32 protein-coding genes are annotated in these 25,399 nt (G+C 29.9%); 4 read left to right on the top strand and 28 right to left on the bottom strand.

Going from position 1 to position 25,399, the window contains the following annotated elements; translation table 11 throughout:
- Positions 1–60: 60 nt before the first annotated feature.
- From F824_RS0115135 to F824_RS26665, 25 genes are all read right to left on the bottom strand, one after another.
- Positions 61–498, bottom strand: coding sequence for a phage tail tube protein (locus tag F824_RS0115135; RefSeq protein WP_019598762.1), 438 nt, complete (start codon positions 496–498; stop codon positions 61–63).
- A 52-nt stretch (positions 499–550) separates the two neighbouring features.
- The gene (locus F824_RS0115130; protein WP_019598761.1) at positions 551–946 is read right to left on the bottom strand and encodes a hypothetical protein; all 396 of its coding nucleotides are present in this window, start codon (positions 944–946) and stop codon (positions 551–553) included.
- A gap of 1 nt (position 947) precedes the next feature.
- A complete protein-coding gene (locus F824_RS0115125) occupies positions 948–1,418 on the bottom strand; it encodes an HK97-gp10 family putative phage morphogenesis protein (RefSeq protein WP_019598760.1) in 471 nt (156 codons plus the stop codon).
- Positions 1,418–1,741, bottom strand: a complete 324-nt coding sequence (locus tag F824_RS0115120) for a head-tail adaptor protein (protein WP_019598759.1) — start codon at positions 1,739–1,741, stop codon at positions 1,418–1,420. Before F824_RS0115120 ends, F824_RS0115125 begins: the two co-directional genes overlap by 1 nt.
- 1 nt (position 1,742) lies before the next feature.
- Positions 1,743–2,291 carry a head-tail connector protein gene (locus F824_RS0115115; protein WP_019598758.1) on the bottom strand — a complete coding sequence of 183 codons (549 nt, stop codon included), beginning with the start codon at positions 2,289–2,291 and terminating at the stop codon, positions 1,743–1,745.
- 267 nt (positions 2,292–2,558) lie between these two features.
- On the bottom strand, positions 2,559–2,723 hold the full coding sequence (locus F824_RS27530; RefSeq protein ID WP_019598756.1) for a hypothetical protein: 165 nt from the start codon (positions 2,721–2,723) through the stop codon (positions 2,559–2,561).
- A 96-nt stretch (positions 2,724–2,819) separates the two neighbouring features.
- Complete coding sequence (locus F824_RS0115100) at positions 2,820–4,058, bottom strand: phage major capsid protein (RefSeq protein WP_019598755.1); 1,239 nt, start codon at positions 4,056–4,058, stop codon at positions 2,820–2,822.
- Between the two features lie 64 nt (positions 4,059–4,122).
- A complete protein-coding gene (locus tag F824_RS26005; RefSeq protein WP_019598754.1) occupies positions 4,123–4,746 on the bottom strand; it encodes an HK97 family phage prohead protease in 624 nt (207 codons plus the stop codon).
- Positions 4,736–6,040, bottom strand: a complete 1,305-nt coding sequence (locus F824_RS0115090; RefSeq protein WP_019598753.1) for a phage portal protein — start codon at positions 6,038–6,040, stop codon at positions 4,736–4,738. Before F824_RS0115090 ends, F824_RS26005 begins: the two co-directional genes overlap by 11 nt.
- Before the next feature lie 21 nt (positions 6,041–6,061).
- Positions 6,062–6,577 (bottom strand): phage holin family protein, encoded by a 516-nt coding sequence (locus F824_RS0115085; protein WP_019598752.1) that lies wholly within the window; start codon positions 6,575–6,577, stop codon positions 6,062–6,064.
- Positions 6,578–6,627: 50 nt separating this feature from the next.
- Positions 6,628–7,002: a YcbK family protein gene (locus F824_RS0115080; protein ID WP_019598751.1), complete on the bottom strand. Its 375-nt coding sequence runs from the start codon at positions 7,000–7,002 to the stop codon at positions 6,628–6,630.
- Positions 7,003–7,253: 251 nt separating this feature from the next.
- On the bottom strand, positions 7,254–7,607 hold the full coding sequence (locus tag F824_RS0115070; RefSeq protein WP_019598749.1) for a hypothetical protein: 354 nt from the start codon (positions 7,605–7,607) through the stop codon (positions 7,254–7,256).
- Between the two features lies 1 nt (position 7,608).
- A complete protein-coding gene (locus F824_RS0115065) occupies positions 7,609–7,935 on the bottom strand; it encodes a hypothetical protein (RefSeq protein ID WP_019598748.1) in 327 nt (108 codons plus the stop codon).
- 2 nt (positions 7,936–7,937) lie between these two features.
- The gene (locus F824_RS26890; protein ID WP_019598747.1) at positions 7,938–9,902 is read right to left on the bottom strand and encodes a phage head spike fiber domain-containing protein; all 1,965 of its coding nucleotides are present in this window, start codon (positions 9,900–9,902) and stop codon (positions 7,938–7,940) included.
- Positions 9,893–10,231: a hypothetical protein gene (locus F824_RS0115055; protein WP_019598746.1), complete on the bottom strand. Its 339-nt coding sequence runs from the start codon at positions 10,229–10,231 to the stop codon at positions 9,893–9,895. Before F824_RS0115055 ends, F824_RS26890 begins: the two co-directional genes overlap by 10 nt.
- A gap of 44 nt (positions 10,232–10,275) precedes the next feature.
- Positions 10,276–11,919, bottom strand: coding sequence for a terminase large subunit (locus F824_RS25995; protein ID WP_019598745.1), 1,644 nt, complete (start codon positions 11,917–11,919; stop codon positions 10,276–10,278).
- Positions 11,920–12,402 carry a phage terminase small subunit P27 family gene (locus F824_RS0115045; protein WP_019598744.1) on the bottom strand — a complete coding sequence of 161 codons (483 nt, stop codon included), beginning with the start codon at positions 12,400–12,402 and terminating at the stop codon, positions 11,920–11,922. It abuts the gene before it with no gap.
- A 280-nt stretch (positions 12,403–12,682) separates the two neighbouring features.
- Positions 12,683–13,201, bottom strand: coding sequence for a hypothetical protein (locus F824_RS0115040; protein WP_019598743.1), 519 nt, complete (start codon positions 13,199–13,201; stop codon positions 12,683–12,685).
- Between the two features lie 191 nt (positions 13,202–13,392).
- Positions 13,393–13,680 carry a hypothetical protein gene (locus F824_RS0115035; RefSeq protein WP_019598742.1) on the bottom strand — a complete coding sequence of 96 codons (288 nt, stop codon included), beginning with the start codon at positions 13,678–13,680 and terminating at the stop codon, positions 13,393–13,395.
- Positions 13,681–13,786: 106 nt separating this feature from the next.
- Positions 13,787–14,320 (bottom strand): hypothetical protein, encoded by a 534-nt coding sequence (locus F824_RS0115030; RefSeq protein WP_031327151.1) that lies wholly within the window; start codon positions 14,318–14,320, stop codon positions 13,787–13,789.
- A 1-nt stretch (position 14,321) separates the two neighbouring features.
- The gene (locus F824_RS0115025; protein ID WP_019598740.1) at positions 14,322–14,690 is read right to left on the bottom strand and encodes a hypothetical protein; all 369 of its coding nucleotides are present in this window, start codon (positions 14,688–14,690) and stop codon (positions 14,322–14,324) included.
- A gap of 28 nt (positions 14,691–14,718) precedes the next feature.
- Positions 14,719–14,913 (bottom strand): hypothetical protein, encoded by a 195-nt coding sequence (locus F824_RS0115020; RefSeq protein ID WP_019598739.1) that lies wholly within the window; start codon positions 14,911–14,913, stop codon positions 14,719–14,721.
- A 173-nt stretch (positions 14,914–15,086) separates the two neighbouring features.
- Positions 15,087–15,989: an NUMOD1 domain-containing DNA-binding protein gene (locus F824_RS0115015; RefSeq protein ID WP_019598738.1), complete on the bottom strand. Its 903-nt coding sequence runs from the start codon at positions 15,987–15,989 to the stop codon at positions 15,087–15,089.
- Positions 15,990–16,145: 156 nt separating this feature from the next.
- Positions 16,146–17,447, bottom strand: a complete 1,302-nt coding sequence (locus F824_RS26885; RefSeq protein WP_019598737.1) for a tyrosine-type recombinase/integrase — start codon at positions 17,445–17,447, stop codon at positions 16,146–16,148.
- A 99-nt stretch (positions 17,448–17,546) separates the two neighbouring features.
- Positions 17,547–17,831 carry an SDR family NAD(P)-dependent oxidoreductase gene (locus F824_RS26665; protein ID WP_161629736.1) on the bottom strand — a complete coding sequence of 95 codons (285 nt, stop codon included), beginning with the start codon at positions 17,829–17,831 and terminating at the stop codon, positions 17,547–17,549.
- Between the two features lie 251 nt (positions 17,832–18,082).
- On the opposite strand from F824_RS26665, the gene F824_RS0115000 reads away from it, so the two are divergent.
- The 3 genes from F824_RS0115000 to F824_RS0114990 are packed head-to-tail and all read left to right on the top strand — an operon-like array spanning position 18,083 to position 20,239.
- Positions 18,083–18,898 (top strand): 1-acyl-sn-glycerol-3-phosphate acyltransferase, encoded by an 816-nt coding sequence (locus F824_RS0115000; protein WP_019598735.1) that lies wholly within the window; start codon positions 18,083–18,085, stop codon positions 18,896–18,898.
- Between the two features lie 12 nt (positions 18,899–18,910).
- Entirely contained in the window at positions 18,911–19,864 is a 954-nt protein-coding gene (locus F824_RS0114995) for a GNAT family N-acetyltransferase (RefSeq protein WP_019598734.1), read from the top strand.
- 9 nt (positions 19,865–19,873) lie between these two features.
- Positions 19,874–20,239 (top strand): CoA-binding protein, encoded by a 366-nt coding sequence (locus tag F824_RS0114990; protein WP_019598733.1) that lies wholly within the window; start codon positions 19,874–19,876, stop codon positions 20,237–20,239.
- Here F824_RS0114990 and F824_RS0114985 read toward each other — a convergent pair.
- The 3 genes from F824_RS0114985 to F824_RS0114975 form a co-directional block, all read right to left on the bottom strand.
- Positions 20,236–21,108 (bottom strand): Brp/Blh family beta-carotene 15,15'-dioxygenase, encoded by an 873-nt coding sequence (locus F824_RS0114985; RefSeq protein ID WP_019598732.1) that lies wholly within the window; start codon positions 21,106–21,108, stop codon positions 20,236–20,238. The genes F824_RS0114990 and F824_RS0114985 overlap by 4 nt on opposite strands.
- Complete coding sequence (locus tag F824_RS0114980; protein WP_019598731.1) at positions 21,095–22,243, bottom strand: lycopene cyclase family protein; 1,149 nt, start codon at positions 22,241–22,243, stop codon at positions 21,095–21,097. The genes F824_RS0114985 and F824_RS0114980 overlap by 14 nt, the downstream gene beginning before the upstream one ends.
- 65 nt (positions 22,244–22,308) lie before the next feature.
- A complete protein-coding gene (locus tag F824_RS0114975; protein ID WP_019598730.1) occupies positions 22,309–23,055 on the bottom strand; it encodes a bacteriorhodopsin in 747 nt (248 codons plus the stop codon).
- Positions 23,056–23,432: 377 nt separating this feature from the next.
- Between F824_RS0114975 and gyrB the strand changes: the two genes are divergently transcribed.
- Positions 23,433–25,391: a DNA topoisomerase (ATP-hydrolyzing) subunit B gene (gene gyrB / locus F824_RS0114970; protein WP_019598729.1), complete on the top strand. Its 1,959-nt coding sequence runs from the start codon at positions 23,433–23,435 to the stop codon at positions 25,389–25,391.
- Positions 25,392–25,399 lie beyond the last annotated feature (8 nt).

Raw genomic sequence — 25,399 nt, 5'->3', positions numbered from 1 at the left:
TCAATAAAAAAAGGGTATCCGATTGGATACCCTTGTGTAACATCTTATTTAAAATATTAATTATGGAGTAACAGCAAAAGTTAATCCACCATCAACTTGAATAGTAAAAGAACCTGTAGATGTTGAATCCATTCCAAAATCATTTGAAGCACTGGATATATAACCTTTTCCACTTACATTTTTTGAACCTGCACCAGTATGACCTAAAGTAAATCTAACATATACACCATTGTAACACATTTCCAATATTTCATCTTGTGTTAAATCACCAGTTGGATCATATAAAGATTCAACTGATATAGTACTTGTACTTCTTGTAGGCAAATACTTTCTAACAGGAATACCACCTACAGTGGTAGTCTTACTGGTATATTCTATCATTTCCTTATTAATCTCAATACTAGCCCCAGTTTGACCAGCTAATACAATAGTTGTATCACCTGCTTCGCTATCTGGATTTAATTTTATTAATATTTTATTACCATCTATATTATTCATTTTTTCGAAAATTTAAAATCAATTTTAATTTATATAAGTAATTAAGTACTTATCAATTTCTTATTTGATGAAATTGGAATTGCAATGTTCTATTATACAATTCTGGAAGTTCTTCATATTCATCTGTATAGGATTGAAATCTAATCAGATCAATAATAATATTATCTTCACTATCAGTTAATTCTTTAAAGTCCAATAGTTCTTTAATAATATTTACAGAATCTATCATTAATTTATAATCTTCTGAAAAAATATGAAGCTTCAAAATATAATCATCTTTAAGACTTTTGGAAGTTTTTGTTGCATTGGTTTCAACTTGATATACTTGATACAACATACAAGGAAGAATATTTTTCTTTGATGTTAATGGTAATATATTTCCATTGAATATATCTTTTAATTCAAGATTTTCAATTAGTACTGTATATATAATTTCTTCTACTGACATATCAATTGCTAAATTTATTTATTTGCTTTTGTAATTCTTTATTGAATTCACTTATAATTTCATCTTTTTTACTTTCATAAGCTTTACCCAAAAATGGATTAGCTTTAATACCAGCAACTTTTTTTATATATATTGTATTTCCATTAGCACTTTGAAACTTCAATTTCTTTCCATTCTTTCCTTCCCTATCTTCTGTACCAAGTTCTACCAAATGATGTGCATTAGAAGCAACATTTACTATCATTACAAATTTACCTGCCTTAGATGATCTCCTAGCGGGTTTAACTTTAATGCTATTCTTCATTAATCCACTGTCAACAGGTGCATTAGTTTTTGCCTCTCTTTTAATGCTATTGGCACCTTTTCTAACACCTGCTCTAATCACTTTATCCTGGATTTTGTCAGGCATTTTTCTAAGTGCTTCTAACAGCTTTTTGGTATCAATAGATATATTTATCTTATTTGATGACATTATTTATTTGACTTATATTGTGCAGTAATTTCAATGCCATCTTTATATCCAATTTCCTTAACTCCTTTGATGTCATAAAATTTATCTTCAAATTTTAATACATATGAAGTATTGATATTTTCATCATAATAAATTCTGAATACTTTGATATTAGATTCAATCAAATTTTTTCCTTCATATTGTTCTTTATTGCTCCAATCATATTTGGCACAATAAAAATCACTATAATGATTTAAAACCTCTTTTTCTTGTCCAACTGAATTCTTTTCTTTAAGAATATTAAAGATTGAAATTATATAACGAAAATTATTTAGATCTATCATATTAAAAGAAACTTATATTTTTATATGGTTGTAATAACCTTTGTACTGTCTTATCCAGCGTTATAACAGATTTACCAATAATGATAGTACCTCTATATAAATACAAATCAGTTAACATAATTTTTGCAGCTTGTTTTATCGGTGTTGGAAGATCAATTGAAGATTCAAAACCTTTCTTGTATTTAATATCAATTCTTGAATAATTTTCTGGTAGCAAATCAAACTTAATATATTCATCTGAATTGCTATAAGAATAAGCAGTATTAGAAATTATATTTGTTCCTTCATATACTTTAACTTCTTCAACTTTATATATTGGTGTATTTGGAAAATGTAATTCTTCATTAATATTAATCTTATCAAATATTTGAAATATATAATGTGTATCAACAAGGTCTTTATCTAAATCACTTTCAATTGAAGCTGTTACAACATCCAATAATCCATTTATATATAAATCTTCGTGACTTGAAAGAATTTTTAAATGCTCTTTAGCTTCATTTAAATTAATAATAGTTTCAGTTGATTTCTTTACAAGTTTTGCAAGCATTTTATTTAACTTTTTTTGACCTTTTTAATTTTGGAGTTGGAGTAACTATTGGAGTTTCTTCAACATCAATAACATCATTATATTTTATAATAGATTCATATTCTATTTCATCCACTTCTAATACAGTATTATTGAAATAACCTGAATTTGGATGTGATTTAACTATTCTTATCTTTCTTTTTATCCTTTATTTTATCTATGATACTGTCAACAATTCCAATATATTTTAATATCTCAAAAAGATATTTTTTAATAAAACAATAATACTTATAAATCTTTTCCATCTTCTTTTGTATTATCTTTTTCTACTAATTTATGTAATGCACTTAAACATTCTTCAATTGAGTTCAATTCAAGTTTTGTATATACTTTATGTGTTACTGCTTTTTCAAGTGCTTCTAAAATTAATTCTAATGCTTTATTACTTTCCATATTTGATTATTTTGTTATATTAATAATTACAATGCTATCAATAAAAAAAGGGTATCCGATTGGATACCCTTCTTATATTATTAATATTATAAAAAATTAAGCTATTATATCTTTTGCCAAAGATTTTCCTTCAAAATATTTATCTTTCAAATCCCAATAAGATCCAACATTCAATACCAAAGCACCATTAGCAGCTTCACTGAAATTATCTACAATGATTTCAATTCCACCCCATCCAGCACAAATAGCGGTTGTATGATCTCCAAATACCATTCCAGATAAACCAGTACCAGTACCTTTAACAAAATCAGCTTTTACCCTGTTTGAAGCAATGTATTTAAACCCATCAATCAAACCATTTTCTAAAACAAATCTGTCAGAACCTGCAACTTTTGGAAGTGCTTTCAAAGCAGAATACAAGTCATAATTGATCAAAAACATACTTGCTTCAACGTCAGCTTCAGATTTTCCAACAGCTTCAATAAATTCTTGCAATTTGGCATATGTCAAAGCAGCACCATTAGTACCCATAACAATCTGTTTTGCATCAGAAGCAGCAAAAAGATTTTCTAAATACTTTTCATCCAATGACTTCTGGATAGATTTCATAATTTCTTTTCTCAAATAAGCATCAACAGAAGAACTTGATTGAGTCATCAACTGGTTAGATACACTCATTCTAGTAGCTAATCTGTTTGGTCTCAATTCGATTTGTCCAATTGAATGATCAGATTTAACAACTGCTTGATTTTCAGTTCTCCAAGTAGATACAACTGCACCACCTTTAGGAAGATCCAAATTAGAAGTCAAACCAAGCATTTTTTGAACACCCAATTTATCAAGTAAAGAACCTTCAAAAAGAGATTCGATAATTGGACCTTTATCAGTTGATACAAGATTTCCACCTTTAGCACCAGCATCACCAGTTACAGAAAAATCTCTTTCATAATTTGTAGGAATATATACTGCACTTGGATTAACATTTACACCAGAATTTTTCAATTCCAATTCTCCTTGTGCTTGTGCTTCACCATAGATACCATCCAATTTACCAGATCTAACTGCTTGAATATGTCCTAGGATTGAATATTTTTCAGAACTTCTATTACCTATAACAGGTGCAGATATTCCAGCTTGTCTTGCTTCAAATGATTCAACTTTTTCAGCATCAACAATTGATCTTTTCATTGCTTCAACTTCTTCAAATTTTGTATTGAAAGATAATTGCTCATCTGCATTCAAATCTCTATTTTCTACTTTGCCAGCATCTAAAATGGTTCTCATTTCAGTTTCAATTACTGCCAATTTTCTTTTTAATTCTAATGATTTTTTCATCTATTTATTTATAAAATTTTATTCTATTTTAATTTATATTATTAATTATATATCTATCAATTTTTTATTTGAATAACTCAATAAATTTTAGAGTATTTTCATTTAAATTATTGAATGATTTCTTTTCAATTGGATCTATTTCAATATTCTTATCATTAATCATATCCAGCTCTTTAATTTTGTCTTCAAAATTTCTAACAGATGTATCTTCATAGGCTGGATTAACCACTGGACTTACATCATAAATACCTTTAAAACTTGTTATGGTTCTGATATATTTATCATCAACTTTCTTCCAGCTATCACCATTTTCTGAAATCCTAAAAGCAAATGAAGATTTGGATATATTACCTTTTGTGATATGTCTAAATAGGTCTTTACAATATGAAATTTCCATATCAACTTCAAATTTATATCTTAATCCAATTTCATCAACTTCAATTTCAAGTGTATCTACTTCACTATTTTTTCTAGCTAAAAGATACATTGGTGAATGATTATAAAGTGCTACCACATCTGATAAATCAGTATTATCATTTAAAGCATTAGATTCAATAGTTTCATAAAATCCTCCAAGATCTTTTGAAAGTGTATTAAATTTCAATGCGTACCCTTGAATATATTTCTTTCCATTATCATCTATTGCTCTAAATTCTATATCATTAGATGTTCTTATTTCATTCTTCATTTTCTGTATTATTTAAATCATTTGCTTTACTAATATCTAATTTTGCTTTAGAGTCCCAAAAATCATTTACCAAATCAGAAGGAATTAAATTAGCTTGTACAAATGTTTTTCCTTTAATTTCATTTGGCATATCTTCTAAATCTCTTATTTCTTCAGGACTGATTGCAGATAGATAAAATAATTGCTTATAAAAATCTGCTCTTGCTTTTGTGTCTCCTCTTAATAAAGAATTAACATTTATTTTGATATGTAAATCATCAAAAACAATTTCTTGCTTTGAAAATAATTTTGTTTTTAATTCTTGTTCTATTTTGGATATGATAGGTAATAATGTAGTCTGGTAGAATCTTATGTTATTGAATTCAATATTTTGATTTGTACCACTATCACCATTTAAAAGAAACAATGGTAAATTCAACATAGATGCAATTTCAGATTTTTCAAAAAGTCTTGATTCCAAAAATTTGGTTGAAGCAGGATCTAATTTGGTTGCATCTAATTTCATCCCATCTTCCAAGAATAAAATTCTTTTGCCGTTTGGACCTGAAAAATTGGTTGATAATTCCCCTCTTAATACTTCTCTTTGTTTATCATTAAGTGCTTTATCATAAGTGATAGTACCTCTTAAACTACTAGCTTCACCATTATATATTTTATTGGTATATTCAACAGTATTCAAATTAACTTCTAAATTCTTCTTAAAATTAAGTATTGGATTTATACCTAAATAACCTGTACCAATATTCTTAAAATGAATTACTTCATCATTTCTATATACTAAATCTTTATCACCATCAAATTTGAAAAATAATACGTCATCAAAAATAACAGCTTCAACATATGTATAATTAATAATATTCAATTCATATATATCACCAGAATTATCTCTTTTGATAAAAGAAAAACTATTTCCTTTTGTTATCATAATTAATAACATTGTATTAATCCATTCAAAAGCAGTTTGGTATTTATTTGGTTTTTCCTTTAATAGATAATAAATAATATTATTTTTGTCAACTTCTTTTCCCCTATGTACTTTCATTGGAAGTGTTGAAATTGTATTAGCAATAATATTTATACCTTGGTAGAAAGATGCAATAGTTAATGCAGTCTTTTCATTTACAACTGTACCATTAGCGGTAAAATCATTTAATGAAAGTATTGAAGGACTTAAAAAATTTGTTGGATATGTTCTATCTTCTGTAATATTATTATTAACAGGTACATCATTTTCAATATTGAAATATCTTACAGATGTATCTTTTAAAAATTCAAATTTATTTCCTTTATTCATATGACTATAATTATATTATAATCAATTTTTCAGGATGTTAATTTTTTGTTTTAGTTTCTTTACAACATCAAAAGGTATTAATTTCATTTCTCCACCATTTTCAACAATTGAAATTATTTGTTGGCCTAAAAAAACTGCATAAAAAATACTATATAAAGGACTAAATACAATTACGTATACACCAGCAAATTTTAAAATAGATAGTAATGTTAATGCAAATAACATTGTCATTAAAAATCTAGGAAATTTCTTTGATACTAATACTTTATTCTTTATTTCCTCTGGTACTTGTTTATTTTCTTTAACCAATAAATTTACTTGTCTTGAATACATAATACTTTTTGCAACACCAGTAAAAAAATCAATTATATATAAACTCATTAAAAAATAGATACCATTTGTTGATTGAAATAAAAATTGAAAAATAATATCAATAAAAATTATAATTGGAATAAGAAATTTAATAACAAGATTTGTATCTACATTCTTGAAAGTGGATTGAATTAAATCATTGAAGGAATTATAACCGAATAACATAAAAAATTATTTATATTAATAATTATAATTAAATCAATTTATAGTTATCATTAGAATTTTACTTTATATCCTCGAATATCATAATGCACAAAAGTCTTATAAACTCCAATACCACCTTTAGATATTTTACCTGCATCCATTAATCTTTCAATTATTTTGGCTAATTCAATTGGAGTTATAGTCTTACATCTTATATCAGTTGCAATACCTTGCATATGTTTACTTGCTTTTGCACCACCTACTTTAGTATTATGTTTTAAGCATCTGTATCCACTATTGATATTTAATACTTTGTTACCAATTTCAGCTCTAATAACTTCAAGATTTTTTGCAACCTTTTTTAAATTTGCTTTAATATCATCTGGTAAAACACAACCACATTTACAAGTTACTTCACTTACAAAAAAATTATCTGTCAATTTCATATTTAAAAATTTTTACTTCTTTATTAATTTGTTGGAATTTATCACTATTAAAGTATCTCCAACAGATACATCACTTGGAAAATAGATTGTAAAATTCATATGGTTTAATGCTTCTTTTGTTGAAGGACTATATACATTAACATAATTTCCATCAATTGAATTAATAATAAAATATCTATTGACTGCAAGATGTTTTTTGTGTAATGTGATACAACTGGTAAAGAAAAAAAATATTAAAAAAATATACTTCATTATGTTAATTCTATTATACTTTTTTCACAATGATTTTCATCAATATAATCTAATATCTTTACTAAATATATTCCTGCTTTTGTTAGTGTATTATCTCTTAAGTTTTTTCCTAATACACTACTTATTGTTTCTCTGAAATCACCAAATTGATAACCATTTGATTTAATCAAATATTTATTTAATAAGGTTCTAAAATTATGATTTCCAAATCTATCTATATCATATGCAGTATTAAAAAAATATCCGTCAATACTTTTCCAGCTTTTATATTTAATACCAACTTCTATTATATTCCAAATTGTTAATGGAATAAATAAAATAATTGCTATTATAAATAGAATAAAACCTTTCATTTTAACTGAATTTATGTGGATACCTGTTATCTATAACTGTATTAGTAAAGATTGCTTCAAAACCTTCTGGAAGTGGATTAATAATCCTTATATCTACAAAATAACCATCTATATATGTTATTTCTTCTGTTAGATTTCCTTCTATATCTATTTCATAAGGATTGGCTAATTTACCCAACCATATAACACAAAATACAGGAGATTGATAATAACCAGCCTCTATTGCTTCTTGACTTACTATATCAATTGGAAAACCTAGTTTACCCATATCTGATATAAAATCTTCTTTACTTGTTGTTCTAAATTTATAATCGTTCTGTTGTTCCATAATTATAAGGTTGTTAATGTTATCGCTTGTGCGTCTGTTAAGGCCTGCTTAGATATAGCAAATGTTTTGATGTGATCGTTTAAACCTTCTGTATCATTTTCTCTACTTCCCAATTTAATAATATTATTTCCAATAAATGAACCTCTTGAAAGACTCTCACTAATCTTAATTCCATTAATAAATAATTTAATTAATTGATTATTATATACAACACAAAATTTATATTTACCTTCAGATACATTAATATTATTCCTTATAACAGTAATGCCAGTTGGCCCAGTAGCAATTAACACTATATCTTTAACTCCAGTTGTTGCCCTCAATAAAATTATTCTATTATTTACTGAACCATCACCAACATATAAAATTGTTCCTGATATTAAGTTATTATAAAGTTTCATATAAGTTTCTAAATAAAAACTTCCTTCGGTCTTTGAAATTAATTCTAGCACATTATTTTTTGTTATAATATCAGCAGGTCTTGTTACTGTTGCAGTGGTTGTAGGTATGTAAGAAGTAGCAACCGAGCCTATTTCAAGTTGTGCACCCCATATATATATACCTGATACACCATCACCCAAAACATTGTTTACACTTGTACTATTTTTAAGATTAGCTGAAAATACACATTGACAATTAAAAGATGCTAGCACCTTAATCGTGATTGATATTCTATACCAATTATTATTAAATGGTACTATTTTAAGATTTGCATCATTAGTTTCCCCTGTTGTTAAATCTGCAATGTATGTAGATCCTTTAAATCCAATATCCAATTGTGCAGATGAACCATTGAACCAAATTGATACAGTATCATAACCTGCCCTTTTAACAAAAACAGAAAAATTATAATCTGTATTTGCTATTAAAGGCATTGATTTAAACACCCTTGCGCTTGTAACTCCTTCATTTGGTATAAGCTTAGAAACTAAAAAAGTTGATCCGAAAGGGGATTGTTTTAAAATATGCTGTATAGATGAGTTTGATTTAAACCAATATCCATTATTAAAATCTTCATTTATTATAAATAAATTAGTACTTGCAGGTTCAACCAACACCCCTTTAAACGTCCCATCTGGATTAAACTCTAATGCAGGTGTATTTGCAGGAACTGTCACCAATAATCCATTTTTACCCATAACTGTTTTAGTGCCGTTACGGGATACTGTGAAATCACCTGTACCATCAGCAGGAAGAACACTATAAAGTTTACCATCTTTTCTGGCAGATGGAATCATTAACAAATCTGGATTATAATCAAGTGTATCAATCTCTTGTTGTACGTGCCTTAATTTAATTTCAAAATTTGCACTCTCCAACATACCCCTAACATTGAGTGCATATATTTCAGGGTTAAAAAAATTTCCAAGTAAGGATTGGGTATTGGAAAATGTTAAATCAGTTTGAATTTTAGATTCATTTGCAGCTACTGCACTTGCTGTTGCTTCGCTTGCTTTTGATACAGCTAAAGTTTCACTTGCTTTTGAATTTACTTCGCTTACAGACGCATTAGAAGCACTTAAAACAGATTCAGCAGCTTTAGCAACTGAAATTGTTTCACTTGATTTTGCTTCAATTGCACTGGCAACAGATTCAGATCCTTTTGTTACAGCTATAAGTTCACTTGCTTTTGCCTCAATTGCACTTGTAGATGCTTCAGATGCTTTTTCAACAGCTATTAATTCAGATGCTTTAGAATTAATTTCACTGGTATTTGCTTCATTTGCTTTTGTTACAGCTATTAATTCAGATTCCTTTGCAGCAACTTCACTTACAGATGCATTAACAGCACTGGTAGATGCTTCAGAAGCTTTAGATATAGCTAATAATTCAGCTTGAATTGCTCTATTTTTTGCAATTATTGTTCTTGAAGCAGCATCAGATTCAACATTTAAAGTAATTTGAACTTTATTATCAATAATTTTTAATTCATTAATAACTTGATTATTAATTATATTTAAATCCATACTTTTGTTACGTTATTTGAAATATTAATTTCACCTTCTAATAAAATTATAGTGGTATCACCAATATTACCCTTAATATCAAAATATGATTTGTTGGGTAATTTTTCTGTTATACTTGAAGGAATTGAAAAAGAAAGTTCTTCACCATTAAGAATTAGTACAGGTGAATAAATTATATTACCATCAATATTATTTAAAGCTTTAACATCACTTTTAATTACATCAAAATCTGATATTTTAAATTCACCTACAGTACCCAAAGAAATAATTGTATCAATTGATTCACTTCTTTTAATATTAAAAATTAACTTGTTGTTTATTATTTGCATCTTTTCCTTACTGATATATAATATAATTATATACTTATCAATAATTAAAGAAAGAAAAAACCTTTTGAATCGTAAGGACTGATTTTATCAAATTCATCTTTTATTTCTGTTGTAACATCTCTATGATATTGTCCAACAGCCATAACAAGCGCAACAGCAGCATCTATTTTTTCTTTACTTCTTTCCTTTGACATTTTAACATTACCTGCATCATCTTTTACAATTTTAACATTTGATATACACCATCTTAATAATGGATTGGAATTATGAATCAATTTATTTTCCATTATAAGAGATTCAACCTTTTTAATTGCAGGTGACATTGTAATATATCCTTGTCTAAATTCAGTAAATTTCAATCCTAAATTCAATTCAAGTTTTGTTGTAAGTTGATCCGCACCCCAAGGATCATAAGCAATATTATTAATCTTAAATTTCTTGCTTAATTCTTCAATCTTATTATAAATAAAATCGTCATCTCTTGACCTGTTATCAGTTAAGTATAAATTGTTGTTAGGATCTTTAGCCCATCCAAGGAATGCTTTACCAGCACTTATATTATCTTTTCTTTCAGCAGCTTCTTGAGGTAAGAAAGTATAGTTTAAAGTTCTTATTGTTCCGTTTGGTTGTGGAAATGCCAACACAAAAGCATTTAAATCTCTATTATTTGCCAAATCAAGACCTGCCCAACAATCTTCACCCAACATATCATTTTCATCATAATCAACATTATTAGCCATCCAATCATTATTGGATACCCAACTTTCTGCACTATCTACCCATATATTTAAATGTAGTTGTTTGAAAGTGTTATAAAATGAAGGCATTGATTTTGCCTTTGCAATTAATTCTTTAATAAAATCTTCTTGAATACTTTTACCATATGATGGATTAGCTCTTTCAATATTCTTTATTGAAAAAAGTTCTTCATCAGTTTTGTATTCTATACCTTCAAAAATTATTGGTAAAAAAGTATCATCTTTAATAATACCTTGTATAACTTTTTTTGAATACTCATAAAGATCGTGACATATATGGTTTTTATTAGATCCTGCTGTTGTAATACTTATTAAAAGTGGTTCTAACCTAGCACCCATAGAAGTTTTTACTACATCATATAGTTCTGCATTTGGCATTGAATGCAATTCATCTAATAATGCAAAACTTAAATTTGCTCCGTGCAATCCACCAGCTTCACTTGATACAACTTTAAAATAGGAGTTGGTTTGTTTGAATTCAATTGAAGATCTAAATAGGTCCAAATGACTGTTTAAGTGCTTATTTTGGCGTATCATTGACTTAAAAATTTCAAAACTAATTGAAGCTTGTTGCCTACTTGAAGCACAAAAATAAGCTTCAGCACCTTTTTCACCAGATGCCATAAGCATATAAACACTTATAGCAGCACTTAATGTTGTTTTGGAATTCTTTCTTGGAAGAAATATAAATGATTCTCTAAATTTTCTTAATCCTGTTTTCCTATGCTTCCAACCGAATAAAGCAGATACAATTTCTTTTTCCCAATCTTGTAAGATATATGGCTTTAATGCCATTGCTCCTTTTACGTGACTGCAAAAGGTTTCAATGAATCTAACGGCTCTATCTGCTGTATAAGAGTCAAAATAATATTTCTTATGATCTATTTTGGTGAAGTCTATTGTGTTTTGTCCACTAATTAATTGACTCATTTAATTATCATTAAAAAATTCACTAAGTGGATCAACAGAATCTTTTGGTTTTATTGTTACTATTTTGGATCTGTCAGAAGGACTTAAGCCAAACTTTGCAAGCATTGTTATATAGTTCTTATGTGCATTGTTAGCTATTTGTATCCAAGGTGATTGAACACTATAGGTAAATCCTTTAGTATTGGTTATATCTTGTATTAATCCACTTTTTTTAATTTCGTGTTGTGCTTCAATGTATTTTCCATATTCACTTGATAATACTTCCAAACTTTCTAAATCTGATATGGTTATTACATTATTTTCAATCAATAATTCTGCATATTTTTTAAAAAATACCTTTGAATACTTATTAAGATGTGTTGGAATTTTTATTGATTGAAGATCAAATATTTTGGGTATAAGTGGTTGATTCTTATTGATTCGTGACTTTTCTAATGTCCCTCTTTGCTTCTTTATTTCATCACTTAATCTATTTCTTCCCATAATAATTGTGGTTATAACAAAGGGACTAAGGGATTTTGCGTGTGTATAAGATCATCTTCCCAGAAGCGGTTGATATACAATGTGTTACGAAATCGAACACCCCCTACCCTTAAAATTTTAGAAAACTATTATAAATTCAAATGGTCTTCATTATATATAAGTAATTATGTACTTATCAATTTACTTTGAAAAAATCCTGTTGACTTTCTTAAGGCCAACAGGTATTTAACAAAATAAAAAAATACTATAACCACTTGAACATAATTAATATGATATCAATTTATATTTCAAATAAAATTTTGATTTCTTTTTGTGCTTGATACTTGTATTCAATACAGGTTTGATACTTAATATTCAATCGTTTCATTATAAATTTATAATCATAACCAAGATGATTCAAATAAAATACTCTCCATTTGGTTAATCTTTTTCTTTTGATATAATAGTTATCAAATACATATTGCTTTATTACCTTCATACTCTTTACATATACAGGTGATAACTCTATGTGGTTATCTTCATTCATTCTATCATTTGAATCATCATATACTATTTCAAAATGACTATTAATATTATCTTCAATATAATCTGTATCAAATCTGAATTGATTATATAATGTGGTTGAATAGTTCCAAATGATTCCTTTGATATAATTCTTTAATGGTTCTGTTAATTCATTATCCATTAGTTTCTTTTCCAATAGTATTAATGTTACTTCGCTTGCAACATCTTCTATGTCTTGTTTACATTTAATCTTCTTTGAAGTGGTTAAGATGTAGTTATATATTTCTGTATTCATATCTTTGTTTTGATATAAATACTATACATTTTAGTTTATTTTAATTTATTATCAATTAATTTTAAAAAAATATATATGTACTTGATAATCAGGTTAATTATTATTGCAGGTAATAATATATTATTTTATAAGACACAAAAAAACCTGCACTATAATAGTACAGGTTAATTATTCTTTATTGAATATTTGTATTAATTATCTTCTATTCCATTTTCATAAATAGTTCTGTACATCTGTCTAACTCTATTCAAATCTAATGGTACACAATGTGAATAGTTTGAAATGAAATACATTTCATATCCTTCAATAGTTCTTTCAGGTTGTTTGAATGATGTGATATAAGCATTATTAAGCATTGCAAGATGTCCATCATTTGTATCAATACATTTGTATTCCTTTTCTATTTCCTGTTCTACCTTGCAACCTGTGAAGGTTGTGAAGGATGTGATTAGAAGTATTATCATTAATATCTTTTTCATATTATTATTGTTTAATTTAATTAATGATTTATCAATTGTCACAAAACAAAAAAAACCTACATCTTATGACATAGGTTTAAACAATCAAAATACAACAAATATTTTTTTACCAATCTTCTGATTCAATAATTAGATTTTCTTTTTTTAAAATCATTTTATCCAATATTCCAGCAAATGATATATAATCATCTCTAAGTGGTTCATTGAATTTATATATATTAGTGAATATATTATGTTTAAAGAAATAATCATTTGCTGAATAAAGTGTTGGAATTCCTCCAAGAAATGAATTATAATATGATAATCCAGTCATTGTTATTCTTACTCTATCATCTTTAAATTCATATAATATATCTGATATTATCCAGTAATATTTACCATTAAAAATAAATGCTTTTGTTTCATATCCAAAATCTTTACTATTGATCTTGGTTCTTCTCATCAATGCAGATACTCTATTTGGACTAACTATATTTGTTTCAAATATTGAATGTTTTTTTATATCTTCAATATCATCTATATTATATATTCCTTGAAATGTTAAAGTATTTTGATTTTCTTCATCAATTAATAATTTTCCTTGTCCTATTGACATTGTAATAGAAAATAAATAAAGTATTACTGTTAAGATCTTTTTCATATTAGTTATAATATATAGTTATTATTGTTTTTGAATCTTTATGATAAGAATTCCAATTTTTATCACCATTACTATTTTTCGGTGAATTAATATGATATTTAATTCCATTATATTTAAATTTCATATAAGAATTATTTTCATATGGATTACCACCAAAATTAGTGCTGTATGCTAATTCTTGTATTTTTTCATAAATAGAATTTACTTCTTCTTTTGATCTTGTTGAAAATATAAAACAATAATTATTATTATCTAATTTTTCTTCATTCGATAAATTATTATAAATAAGTTCCTTTTGGAAAATAATATTATCAAATTTTAAAATATTTTCAATAATTGTTTCGGTTATTTTTTCTTTTACTTGTTCCATTTTTTTTTTATTTAGTTGTTATCAGTAATTAAATAGAATCCCATTCAGTTGCTTCATTTAAGTATGCACCACTTTTGAACCATTCAAAAAGATCTTCACTGTTAATTATATAATTACCATTATCAGTTCTTAATGCCCCAGTAGATCTGATTAATTTTTTAGTCATTAATTCACCTTGCTTTTCATTAATTGTTTCATTTACTTTTTCTTTTACTTGTTCCATTGTTGTTTTTGTTTAGTTGTTGAATGCAAGTATAGATTATTATAATTTCACATTCAAATATAAATACTAATTTTTTTCTGAAAATCAAATAATATTCTATTTAATTAATATAATTTTATTGGATTTATATAAGGTCTTGATTATCAGTTACATTATTTTTTAATCTATTTAAATTAATAAACAATTTCAATTTTAATTTTTTTGATATAATGTTTTTTACCTCTTATCATATTGGATAATTCACCTTTTCTAATATTATATTTTTTAGATATTTCATTAAGCATAATGTATTCACCCAAAAAATTATCTGATTTATCAAAAACTTCAAATTTTCTTATTTTCTTTTTGAAATTACCTTGCATAAATTCTTTTTCTTCCATAAAAATATATTTACCTACTTTATCTGTATTTTTTTTAACACAATTATAAATAGTTGAATATTCAATATTTAATTCTTTGGATGCAGTGAGAATATTTGTATATTTTTTAATGAATGAATAATTAAGATCTAATTGGACTATATCTTTTATTTTTATTTTTGTTATGTTTTTAAATTCATCAAAATCAAAATCTGCTTTAATAATGTTCTCAATTATACTACTTACATTTTCAACTATTTTGATGGACAATTTAATATCTACCTTTTTATTTATTCGTTTATAAGACCATCCCAAATATGATAAATACCATATTCGAAATTTTTTATAATGTAGTATTTTATTTTTTTTATAATAATTTTCAAAAATAAATTTCTTTAATTTTCCAAGTATTTCTTTTTCTATTTTTCCTTCATTAATTAATTTTTCTTCATTTTCAGGACTTAAATATATTTGATTATTATCTGGAATATATTCTACACTTGAAGCATTTTTTAATTTGTTTTGATTATAAAATTTTGTACTACAATTCCAGACAATACCCAAGATTATTTTTTTTAATTCTTCATCCAATTGATTATTAATTATATCTTTTTCACATAATTGTAGAAATACTATTTGTTGTACATCTTCTATATCTTCTTTATTTTTTATTTTCTTTGATATTTGTATTACATACTTATATAATTCATTTGTCATATTGTTTTTCTTATAAATAGTTTAAAAAATTCGAAAATCTAATTTATTTATAAAATTAACTATAATATTTTATATATTTTTATAATGGTATTAATTAGACATAAAAAAACACTATATCTTATATTGATATAGTGTTTTCATTTTGATTAATTATAATTAGATATTCAATTTCAAATCTTGATATTTTAAAAATTCTTGTTCTTCATTTATACCCAAATATATTTGTGTTGTCTTTACATCAGTATGTCCAAGCATTTTTGAAGTAAAATAAATATCTTGAAATGAATCATATATAATACTTTTTGCAAATGTTTTTCTTGCAGTATGTGAAGAAATACATTTTTCCAATGATTGGTATGTAACACCTTTATTTGTTATTACTTTTCTACTTCTTTTATTCTTTATTAATTTTCCATAAAAAGAACGTATTAGAGATGTTTCTCTCACTCCATAATTTCTAACCTCTCTTGATTCAATAAACTCTGGAAAATCAAAATTAATGCTATTGGCAAGGTTATATAGATACAGATCACCAACAAAAGGTACACTACATTCTTTATCACCTTTGGCTTGAAAATAAGTGAATTTTGTATTATCTATTGGAAGTACTGATTTTTCATTTATATTTCTTTTATTCATATCTTGGATTCTCATACCACAAAAACACCTAAATAAAAATCTTTTGATATATATAATATCTTCATTGGAAAATTCTACATCATAACTCAATGGATCATTTACAAATTGATAAAAAATCTTGATTTCTGGTAATGTTAAAAATACTACTTCTTTTTCAACTTTTAAAAAATTGATTTTAGATAAAATTATTGTTTTTATATTTTTATTATTTTCCGAATTATACCAATTTATTATACTATTAATTGTTTTTATATCTCTTAATATTGTACTTTCTGCTATTGTTTTTCTTCTAAAATTTACATAATCCCTTATAAATTGTTGTAAAGAATTTTCTAAATAATCAATAGTGTATTGTATATTTAATTCTTTTTCCAGTTTTTTGATTGAACTTTTTGTTGAATTATAATTAATTATATTTCCTTCTCCAATTGCTTCATCTACTTTCATTATTTCTATTTTTTGATCAAATAAAGAAATTAGAAGGTCTTTCTTTTGTACTACTTCTGTTACTTGAACACCAGTCAAAGAAGCTTCAACAATTATATCAATATTTTCAGGTGTTACATTAGGTATTCCATTTTTTTCTTCAAGTTTTGAAATTTCTTCTTGAATGAAGTTTAATCGTTTGTTGTATAATATATATGATGAATTTGAACGTTTTACCTTCTGTTCTTCTTGGTTCCATTGACTCTTGGTCAATTTGATTAAAAGTCCTTTTACCTTCTGTTTTTTGGTGGAGTGGATGCGATAGCGCAAAACAAGTGAATTGACATCATTTAACCCTGCACTGGCATTTTTAATGAAGAATATAGTTTTCATCTTTTTCTTTGTTTGGATAGGTAACAAAGATAGTAAAAAGTGTAATAAATATGGATAAAAAGTCTGTTTTTCTTGGTTTAGATGTAGTTTAAAAGCTATTTAAACAATTATTAAAATGCCTCCGGCATTGTTGATCAGAACATCCAGAGCCGTCTCCATTCCACTCAAGGTTTGTGCGGCTAATTTCACAGAGTCCATATCTGCAAGGTCTAAATGGATAAAGGAAAATTTTGACCTGTCCTTTTCAGGAAAAGTATCGATCATTGCTTTTGCCTTTGCTTCGCTCCGCGCCATTAAGTAGATTTTATCAAAGCTTAAAACCAGTCCTTTAACTGTCTCTGCACCTATTCCAGAAGTGGGTCCCGTGATCGCTATACTCTTCATTTTCATTTTTTTTTAAATAAACCCAGAAAAACCCAGCTTTGTTAAAAGCAATTTATGGATCCTCCAAAAATAATATTCTGTTAAGGCAAAAATAGCTTACATATAATTTAAAATTTGTATTTTTAGGCTTCAAAAATTTTAAAATATTAATAAAAGAGGAACTATTGCATCTTTTTGGGAATCCAATGACTATGTAAATCAGAGGATTATCACCAAAGGCAAAGCAAGAAGGCTCTTCGCGAAAGTTAAAATTGGAAGCCAAGGAGCCATTCATCGATATAGAAAAAGTCATAAAAGACAAAAATCCAAAGTTGCAGCGCTGGTTGCCTGGTTTTGTGTTGGCCTACATCAAAAGAATTGCGCACGAAAAGGATATCAACCAGGTGATGCGAAACAATGGTCACCTGCAAGGGATTGATTTTGTGAATGCCTTGATTAAGGAATTTGGCGTCGAGGTGGAGTTAAAAGGTGCGGAGAACATCCCCATGGATCGGCCGGTGATTTTTGCATCCAACCATCCCCTAGGAGGATTGGACGGAATCGCCTTTATGTATGCATTGGGAAAATACCGGACAGATATCAGGTTTTTGGTCAATGATATCCTGACCAATATCAAAAACTTTGAACCCATGTTCGTTCCTGTGAACAAGCACGGCGCAAACAGTAGGGAAGTCACCCAATTAATCGAACAAACCTATTCCGGAGAACACGCAGTTTTGGTTTTTCCGGCAGGATTGGTTTCCCGCAAACAAGCCCATGGCATTATGGATTTGGAATGGAAGAAGAGTTTTATTTCAAAATCCAAAAAATATAAAAAAGATATTGTCCCTGTGTATATAGAAGGTCGTAACTCGAACTTCTTTTACAATTTTGCGCAAATCCGTGAAAAACTGGGCATCAAGGCAAATCTGGAGATGTTTTACCTCGCTGATGAAATGTTTTCCCAAAAGGGCAAAAAAGTCACAGTTCATATAGGAAAACCAATTTCTTACCAGTATTTTGACCGAACAAAAAATGAAAAACAGTGGGCCGAGGAAGTTAAACAAATGGTTTACCAATTGGTCTAAAAGAAGTTATTTATGCAAGAAATAATACCTGCAGTAGACAGAGGGCTCCTGAAAAGTGAATTGACAAAGGATCGTTTCTTGAGATATACCAATAATGGGAACAACCATATTTATTTGGTTGATTACCATAATGCCCCAAATGTCGTATCTGAAATCGGCAGGTTGAGAGAACTGACTTTTAGAGGTGCGGGCGGCGGAACCGGTCTCCCCACTGATATCGATGATAATGATACTAGTGAAAACTGTTATCAGCAGTTGATCACTTGGAATCCAGAAGATGAGGAAATCGTAGCCGGATACAGACTTATCCATTGCAAAAGCGCTGGATTTAGCGTGGATGGGGAAATCAACCTTTCTACGGCGCACTTATTCAGGTTTTCAGATAAATTTATCAAAGAGTTTATACCTTTTACCATTGAATTGGGCAGGTCTTTCGTTCAGCCAAAATATCAACCGAATGTTGATAATCGAAAGGGACTGTTTTCCTTGGACAATCTCTGGGACGGTCTCGGAGCCATTGTCATGCTGAACCCTGATGTCAAATATCTTTTTGGTAAGGTTACGATGTATCCCCATTACAACCGTGAAGCAAGGGACTTATTGCTGTATTTCATGAATCATTATTTTCCGGATCCAGAGGAATTGGTGAGGCCCTTGGACAAATTGGCCTTGGATTATGTGACCGATATTTCCGAGTACAAAATGCTTTTTAAGGACTTGGATTACAAAGAGGGATATAAGGTGCTGAACAGTAAGATTAGGGCTTATGGTGAAAACATTCCCCCATTGATCAATACTTATATGAATCTTTCCCCGACCATGAAAAACTTCGGTACAGCGCTGAACAATGAATTCGGGGCTGTTGAGGAAACTGGAATACTGATTACCATTGCGGATATTTACGAAAGTAAAAAACACAGGCATATGGAAAGCTTTGAAAGAGACAGGGTTTTTGGAAGTAGATAAGAAAATTTCATGAAAAAGACAGTGATTTTAGGAGCATCCACCAATCCATCCAGATATGCCTATTCGGCAGCATCAATGTTTTATGAAAGAGGCTTTCCCTTCGTGCCCGTAGGGATCAAAAAAGGGGTTCTGTTTGGCCAACCCATACTGGATTTGAGAGAAAAGCCGGTCATTGATGATGTGGATACGATCACACTGTACATTGGACCCGAAAATCAAAAAGAGTGGGTGGATTATATTATATCCTTGAATCCAAAGCGAATCATTTTCAATCCAGGCACTGAAAATCCGGAATTAATGGACCTTGCTCGGAAAAAGAATATTGCCGTCATGCAAGCATGTAACTTGGTCATGTTGAGTACGGGTCAATTTTAGTTTTGGGACCGTTCAATAAAACGGTTCATAAACCAAATATGAGGAGCTGAAATCAAGGATACCAACACAAAAAACAACAATATCAATTGCTCTTGTCCCATTTTGCCTTGCACAAACCAAAGTATCAAAAATATACCCAAAATGCTGATGGTACTAAAGGGGAGGAGCATTTTAATGAAGGGTTTGAATCCTGAGATTCCAAGGCGGATTTTTAAAGTTTTGAATTCAAAAGCCATGCTTGGAAGGGCATGCCAAAAACCAAAATAAAGGATAAATCCCAACAACAGTGGAAGGGAAAAAAGGACGCCACCAATAACCAACATTTCGGTGACCCATATCCAAAAAGTATTTTTTTTGTTTATCCAAATCAAAATTCCGGTCAAAACAAAAAGTGAACCGATGAGGTACTTTCCAAAAATCTCAAAATTTTCTATGGAGATGACACTTCCCACAATGCTGGAGGTCGCCTCAAAATCACCCCAAAGGATAACGCTCAGGTAAAATCCGCCTATGGCTAGATAGGTGAAGGTTTTGTGTTTTTCTATGGGAGAGTGAATAAAATGGCTTTGACCAAAATGGTACGCTGACATCAAAATAAAAGCGATCAAGGAGAACAGGGGGACAAAAACCCAAAGAATGAGATAGGAGCCTATGATCAATAAATATTTCAATATAAAAAAGGTCAAGAATTTTGGATCTAATCTTGGTCTTTCCAAAAGATGGTCAATCGCGCCATGAGGAATTCCAATGGTCACCAAAATCAATAAAAAACAAACCCACTGGTAGGTAAGGTTGCCTTGGAAAAACACCAAATAGAGGATTGAAATCAATAACCCCAATATTTTCCCAAGATTTTCAATGTCTTTCATATTGCAACACTGATTTGATGAATATTTTGAATTTCAAGCTACCCAAGATTTTAACTTCATTCAAAAAAGTACTTTCCTCATTCAAAAAGTAGAGGATTGATTCCCCATTGTTCTTTTCGAACATTTCCTTGAAAATAGAAGGCAACTCTTTCGGCCATTTCACAGCGATGTTGAGTAGAATATTGTCGTAAAATGTAAATCGGTTTTTTCTCTTCCAATCAAACTTTAAATTCGACTGATTTCTTACCAACTGCCGTACGATATCCTTACAGTGCTTTTGGATGTCATAGAAAGTAAATCCTGTGGAAGGCTTTGTACATCCCGCGAGGGTTCCAATGGGAATGATGTTTTGGAATTTTGCTTTGGAAAGTTTATTCGTCGTCATGGGGATTATTCCCTGTTCCTTGAAAACAGTCTCAAATTGATCGATTCCCAAATGCTGCTGAATATACTGGGTAAGTTTTGCTTCCATTACAGAAGTCTCAATGGTATTTTGTGTATAAATTGTGTATTCTACGAGCGCCTCGGTTTCACTGAATGGGAGAATATAGAAGAATTCTGTTTGACGGGAATCACTGGCAGGAAAATCCATTAAGGTAGCTGACCGATGGTCAAAAGCATTCTTTGGGCTTTTAATTTTCCAACCCAAAAAGACTTGTTTTAGCATCAACTCGCCCTTATTTTCGGAGAAAGGAAGAATTGAATTCAGAATTTTCTTGCCAATAAAATTACCTGAATTTAAGGTTTTGACAGTGACCTGATCCTTCTCATTTTCCTCAAATTCCACTACTTTATCCTGCACAATGGTTACATTGGTGAAACCCTTTATTTTTTCCAGAACCTCAAAATAAAAGTCAGAGGATTGTATGTGGTAATATTTCAAGGGGCCAAGAGATTTTTGACAGACATCATTTTTATGGATGATGTTGATGCGATCCCAAAAAATAAGAGGGGAATTTTTAGGGTGAATTTCCAGTGGATTTTCTGCCCAATAACACCATGTTCTGTCATTTTCAATTTTTTTGGAATTGTCAATGAGGAGTACTTTTTTATGTTTCAATTCACTGTCCAGCAAATAATACATAAAACTCATTCCAGCACAGCCAAGTCCAGTAACAATAAAATCGTAAGTCATCTTGGGTGGATTAGAAAATAAAAGGCCACCTGCATGTGCAGATAGCCTTTGTATTTTTATTGGGGTTATGCTACTTTTCTACTTTTTGCAGTTTCAGCAATTGCTACAGAGTAGATCACCAAACCAAAACCTATTTTGTTGATCGCATCAGCAAGGTTGTAGAACAAATCAATACTGCTTACTTCAAACATTCCAGACAATAAGTTTCCTGGTAATACCATGTAACCAAGTGGATAGATGGACCATCCCAAGGTGATGAAGATTTTCAACAAGAACATTGCACTTGCCAAAGCAGGGCTGTTTGATGACTTGGAAAGTTTAGCAATATCACCAGCAAATACCTCATATACGATGTACAGATAACCTAGGGTAGAAAATATTCCCCACATCACATTGTTATCAATACCAGAAGTCTCACCGATATAGCCTGTAATCAACATGACCAAAGAAGCGATGATCAATTTGGTTAAGGTACTACCCTTCGCACCAAATGGTTTTGTGAGCAAATAAAATTCCACACACATCAAAGGAACCGTTAAAGTCCAGTCAACATACCTGAATGCTGTTGGGCTGGTACCTGTCTGGAGGTAAAAATCCCTCATGTAGTAATAATGGACTGCGGCAATACCTGTGATCAGACCTGAAACCAATAACGAGGTTTTCCATTTTCCATCTACACTGCTTCTTTCTGCGAAAAAGAAAACAGCCGATGCAAACATTGCCATATATCCAATAAAGAAGGTGATGGCAACAGGATCACTGTTGATAATTTTGTCAAGACCTATAAGATCTGCGGCTAGGAGGGTTTTCATGAAATATTAATTTAAGTTGGTAAGGGTTTGGAATAAAATATATTGTTTAAGATATGCCTCAATAAGATGAAAAACTTATAGTTTGTTTAACCTATCATTAAACAAATTAAACAAACGTACATAAACTACTTAAAAAACAAGTCAATTGACTTTAAATTGGTACTTCTGGAAATTGCAATCGCCAAGATAAAACACACATTTCAAGGAGTTTCAGTATTCGTATTCAGGAATGTGTTCATTTCATTTTTGCCTTTGAAGAGTTGAATTAAAGGTAGTTTTGGAATATGTACTGTCAGTTTTTTTTCGTATTATTACGGCTTGATTGAAAGATTAAAAAATCTCTTTTTTTGATAAAAAGAAGGCGTTTTGAACCAGTTATGAGCGAAAAAAAAGAAGTAGATCTGAAGAATTATTCAGCAGTTAATATCCAGGTTTTAGAAGGATTAGAAGCAGTAAGAAAAAGACCCGCGATGTATATCGGGGATATTGGAACAAGGGGATTGCATCACCTGATATGGGAGGTGGTCGATAACTCAATTGATGAAGCATTAGCGGGTCATTGTGATACAATTTATGTGACCATCCACGAAGACAATTCTGTAACGGTATCGGATAACGGTAGGGGTATCCCGATTGACATGCACGAAAAAGAGCAGAAATCTGCTTTGGAGGTTGTAATGACTGTCCTGCATGCCGGAGGAAAATTTGATAAGGATACCTATAAAGTTTCCGGTGGACTTCACGGGGTAGGGGTTTCTTGTGTGAACGCCCTGTCTACCACATTGAGAGCAACAGTTCATCGAGATGGAAAAGTATATGAGCAGGAATATGCAATTGGTATTCCGCAGTATGATGTGAGAGAAATCGGAACCACTGACAAAAGAGGGACAACGATATTTTTCAGGCCTGACGCCAGTATTTTCACTCACACAGAATTTAAATACGAAACGATTGCCAACCGCATGAGAGAAATGTCATTTCTTAATGCCGGCATTCGCATATATCTCTCTGACATGAGGGATTTGGAGGATGATGGCAAACCAAAATCAGATGAGTTTTATTCTGAGGGTGGATTGGTAGAATTCGTTCAATATTTGGATGAAACCAAAGAAAAAATAATCTCTGAACCAATTTATATAGAATCTGAAAAAAATGGCGTGCCTGTTCAGGTGGCCATGAGCTACAATTCTTCCTATTCTGAAAATGTGGTTTCTTATGTGAATACCATCAATACCTATGAGGGGGGTACTCACGTTTCCGGTTTCAGAAGGGCATTGACGAGAACTTTAAAAAGTTATGCGGACAAGTCCGGTATGCTTGATAAGTTGAAACTAGAGGTTTCAGGTGATGACTTTAGGGAAGGATTAACTGCGGTAATTTCCGTAAAAGTACAAGAACCTCAATTTGAGGGGCAGACCAAGACAAAGCTGGGAAACTCCGATGTTGTCGGTGCAGTTGACAGTTCTGTTTCGGAAACCCTTCAGGTTTGGTTGGAAGAACATCCAAAAGAAGCGAAGATCATCGTCGGAAAAGTGATTCTTGCAGCCCAGGCGCGCCATGCGGCGAGGAAAGCGAGAGAGATGGTTCAGAGGAAGAACGTACTCGGAGGAGGAGGACTTCCTGGAAAGCTGGCCGATTGTGCCAATTCGGATCCTGCGGTTTGTGAATTGTATCTTGTCGAAGGGGATTCTGCTGGTGGATCAGCCAAGCAGGGAAGAGAAAGGGATTTCCAGGCAATTTTGCCTTTGAAAGGTAAAATCCTGAATGTGGAAAAAGCCCATGAGCATAAAATCTACGACAACGAAGAAATCAAGAATATCCTGACGGCACTCGGTGTGAAATTCGGTACTGCCCATGATGACAAGGAACTTGATCTTTCCCATTTGAGATACCATAAAATCATCATCATGACGGATGCTGACATCGATGGATCCCACATTAGGACATTGATTTTGACATTGTTTTTCAGGTACATGAGAGCGCTGATTGAAAAAGGATATGTATATATCGCTCAACCACCATTGTACCTTTTGAAGAAAGGGAAAGACGAAAGATACTGCTGGACTGAGGCAGAAAGGAAGATTTTGATGCGGGAAATGGCTGGAGAAGGAAAAGAAGACAGCATCAATATCCAAAGATATAAAGGTCTTGGAGAAATGAATCCTGAGCAACTTTGGAGTACTACCATGGATCCAAATACAAGAACCCTTAAATTGGTTCAGATAGAATCAGCAGCAGAAGCAGATCACCTGTTCAGTATGTTGATGGGTGATGAAGTTCCACCGAGAAGGGATTTTATTGAAAAAAATGCCAAATACGCGAAAATAGACATCTAATTTCAAGT

The sequence above is a fragment of the Rhodonellum psychrophilum GCM71 = DSM 17998 genome, from assembly GCF_000381545.1.
GTDB classification, from domain to species: Bacteria; Bacteroidota; Bacteroidia; order Cytophagales; family Cyclobacteriaceae; genus Rhodonellum; species Rhodonellum psychrophilum.
Note: the sequence above shows the minus strand (reverse complement) of the source record. Positions and strands in the feature narration are given on the sequence as shown.

What these genes read in the sequence shown, in the direction of transcription:
- F824_RS0115135 (WP_019598762.1), bottom strand. Translation starts at nt 498, where the DNA reads ATGAATAATATAGATGGTAATAAAATATTAATAAAATTAAATCCAGAT.
- F824_RS0115130 (WP_019598761.1), bottom strand. Translation starts at nt 946, where the DNA reads ATGTCAGTAGAAGAAATTATATATACAGTACTAATTGAAAATCTTGAA.
- F824_RS0115125 (WP_019598760.1), bottom strand. Translation starts at nt 1,418, where the DNA reads ATGTCATCAAATAAGATAAATATATCTATTGATACCAAAAAGCTGTTA.
- F824_RS0115120 (WP_019598759.1), bottom strand. Translation starts at nt 1,741, where the DNA reads ATGATAGATCTAAATAATTTTCGTTATATAATTTCAATCTTTAATATT.
- F824_RS0115115 (WP_019598758.1), bottom strand. Translation starts at nt 2,291, where the DNA reads ATGCTTGCAAAACTTGTAAAGAAATCAACTGAAACTATTATTAATTTA.
- F824_RS27530 (WP_019598756.1), bottom strand. Translation starts at nt 2,723, where the DNA reads ATGGAAAGTAATAAAGCATTAGAATTAATTTTAGAAGCACTTGAAAAA.
- F824_RS0115100 (WP_019598755.1), bottom strand. Translation starts at nt 4,058, where the DNA reads ATGAAAAAATCATTAGAATTAAAAAGAAAATTGGCAGTAATTGAAACT.
- F824_RS26005 (WP_019598754.1), bottom strand. Translation starts at nt 4,746, where the DNA reads ATGAAGAATGAAATAAGAACATCTAATGATATAGAATTTAGAGCAATA.
- F824_RS0115090 (WP_019598753.1), bottom strand. Translation starts at nt 6,040, where the DNA reads ATGAATAAAGGAAATAAATTTGAATTTTTAAAAGATACATCTGTAAGA.
- F824_RS0115085 (WP_019598752.1), bottom strand. Translation starts at nt 6,577, where the DNA reads ATGTTATTCGGTTATAATTCCTTCAATGATTTAATTCAATCCACTTTC.
- F824_RS0115080 (WP_019598751.1), bottom strand. Translation starts at nt 7,002, where the DNA reads ATGAAATTGACAGATAATTTTTTTGTAAGTGAAGTAACTTGTAAATGT.
- F824_RS0115070 (WP_019598749.1), bottom strand. Translation starts at nt 7,607, where the DNA reads ATGAAAGGTTTTATTCTATTTATAATAGCAATTATTTTATTTATTCCA.
- F824_RS0115065 (WP_019598748.1), bottom strand. Translation starts at nt 7,935, where the DNA reads ATGGAACAACAGAACGATTATAAATTTAGAACAACAAGTAAAGAAGAT.
- F824_RS26890 (WP_019598747.1), bottom strand. Translation starts at nt 9,902, where the DNA reads ATGGATTTAAATATAATTAATAATCAAGTTATTAATGAATTAAAAATT.
- F824_RS0115055 (WP_019598746.1), bottom strand. Translation starts at nt 10,231, where the DNA reads ATGCAAATAATAAACAACAAGTTAATTTTTAATATTAAAAGAAGTGAA.
- F824_RS25995 (WP_019598745.1), bottom strand. Translation starts at nt 11,919, where the DNA reads ATGAGTCAATTAATTAGTGGACAAAACACAATAGACTTCACCAAAATA.
- F824_RS0115045 (WP_019598744.1), bottom strand. Translation starts at nt 12,402, where the DNA reads ATGGGAAGAAATAGATTAAGTGATGAAATAAAGAAGCAAAGAGGGACA.
- F824_RS0115040 (WP_019598743.1), bottom strand. Translation starts at nt 13,201, where the DNA reads ATGAATACAGAAATATATAACTACATCTTAACCACTTCAAAGAAGATT.
- F824_RS0115035 (WP_019598742.1), bottom strand. Translation starts at nt 13,680, where the DNA reads ATGAAAAAGATATTAATGATAATACTTCTAATCACATCCTTCACAACC.
- F824_RS0115030 (WP_031327151.1), bottom strand. Translation starts at nt 14,320, where the DNA reads ATGAAAAAGATCTTAACAGTAATACTTTATTTATTTTCTATTACAATG.
- F824_RS0115025 (WP_019598740.1), bottom strand. Translation starts at nt 14,690, where the DNA reads ATGGAACAAGTAAAAGAAAAAATAACCGAAACAATTATTGAAAATATT.
- F824_RS0115020 (WP_019598739.1), bottom strand. Translation starts at nt 14,913, where the DNA reads ATGGAACAAGTAAAAGAAAAAGTAAATGAAACAATTAATGAAAAGCAA.
- F824_RS0115015 (WP_019598738.1), bottom strand. Translation starts at nt 15,989, where the DNA reads ATGACAAATGAATTATATAAGTATGTAATACAAATATCAAAGAAAATA.
- F824_RS26885 (WP_019598737.1), bottom strand. Translation starts at nt 17,447, where the DNA reads ATGAAAACTATATTCTTCATTAAAAATGCCAGTGCAGGGTTAAATGAT.
- F824_RS26665 (WP_161629736.1), bottom strand. Translation starts at nt 17,831, where the DNA reads ATGAAGAGTATAGCGATCACGGGACCCACTTCTGGAATAGGTGCAGAG.
- F824_RS0114995 (WP_019598734.1), top strand. Translation starts at nt 18,911, where the DNA reads ATGCAAGAAATAATACCTGCAGTAGACAGAGGGCTCCTGAAAAGTGAA.
- F824_RS0114990 (WP_019598733.1), top strand. Translation starts at nt 19,874, where the DNA reads ATGAAAAAGACAGTGATTTTAGGAGCATCCACCAATCCATCCAGATAT.
- F824_RS0114985 (WP_019598732.1), bottom strand. Translation starts at nt 21,108, where the DNA reads ATGAAAGACATTGAAAATCTTGGGAAAATATTGGGGTTATTGATTTCA.
- F824_RS0114980 (WP_019598731.1), bottom strand. Translation starts at nt 22,243, where the DNA reads ATGACTTACGATTTTATTGTTACTGGACTTGGCTGTGCTGGAATGAGT.
- F824_RS0114975 (WP_019598730.1), bottom strand. Translation starts at nt 23,055, where the DNA reads ATGAAAACCCTCCTAGCCGCAGATCTTATAGGTCTTGACAAAATTATC.
- gyrB (WP_019598729.1), top strand. Translation starts at nt 23,433, where the DNA reads ATGAGCGAAAAAAAAGAAGTAGATCTGAAGAATTATTCAGCAGTTAAT.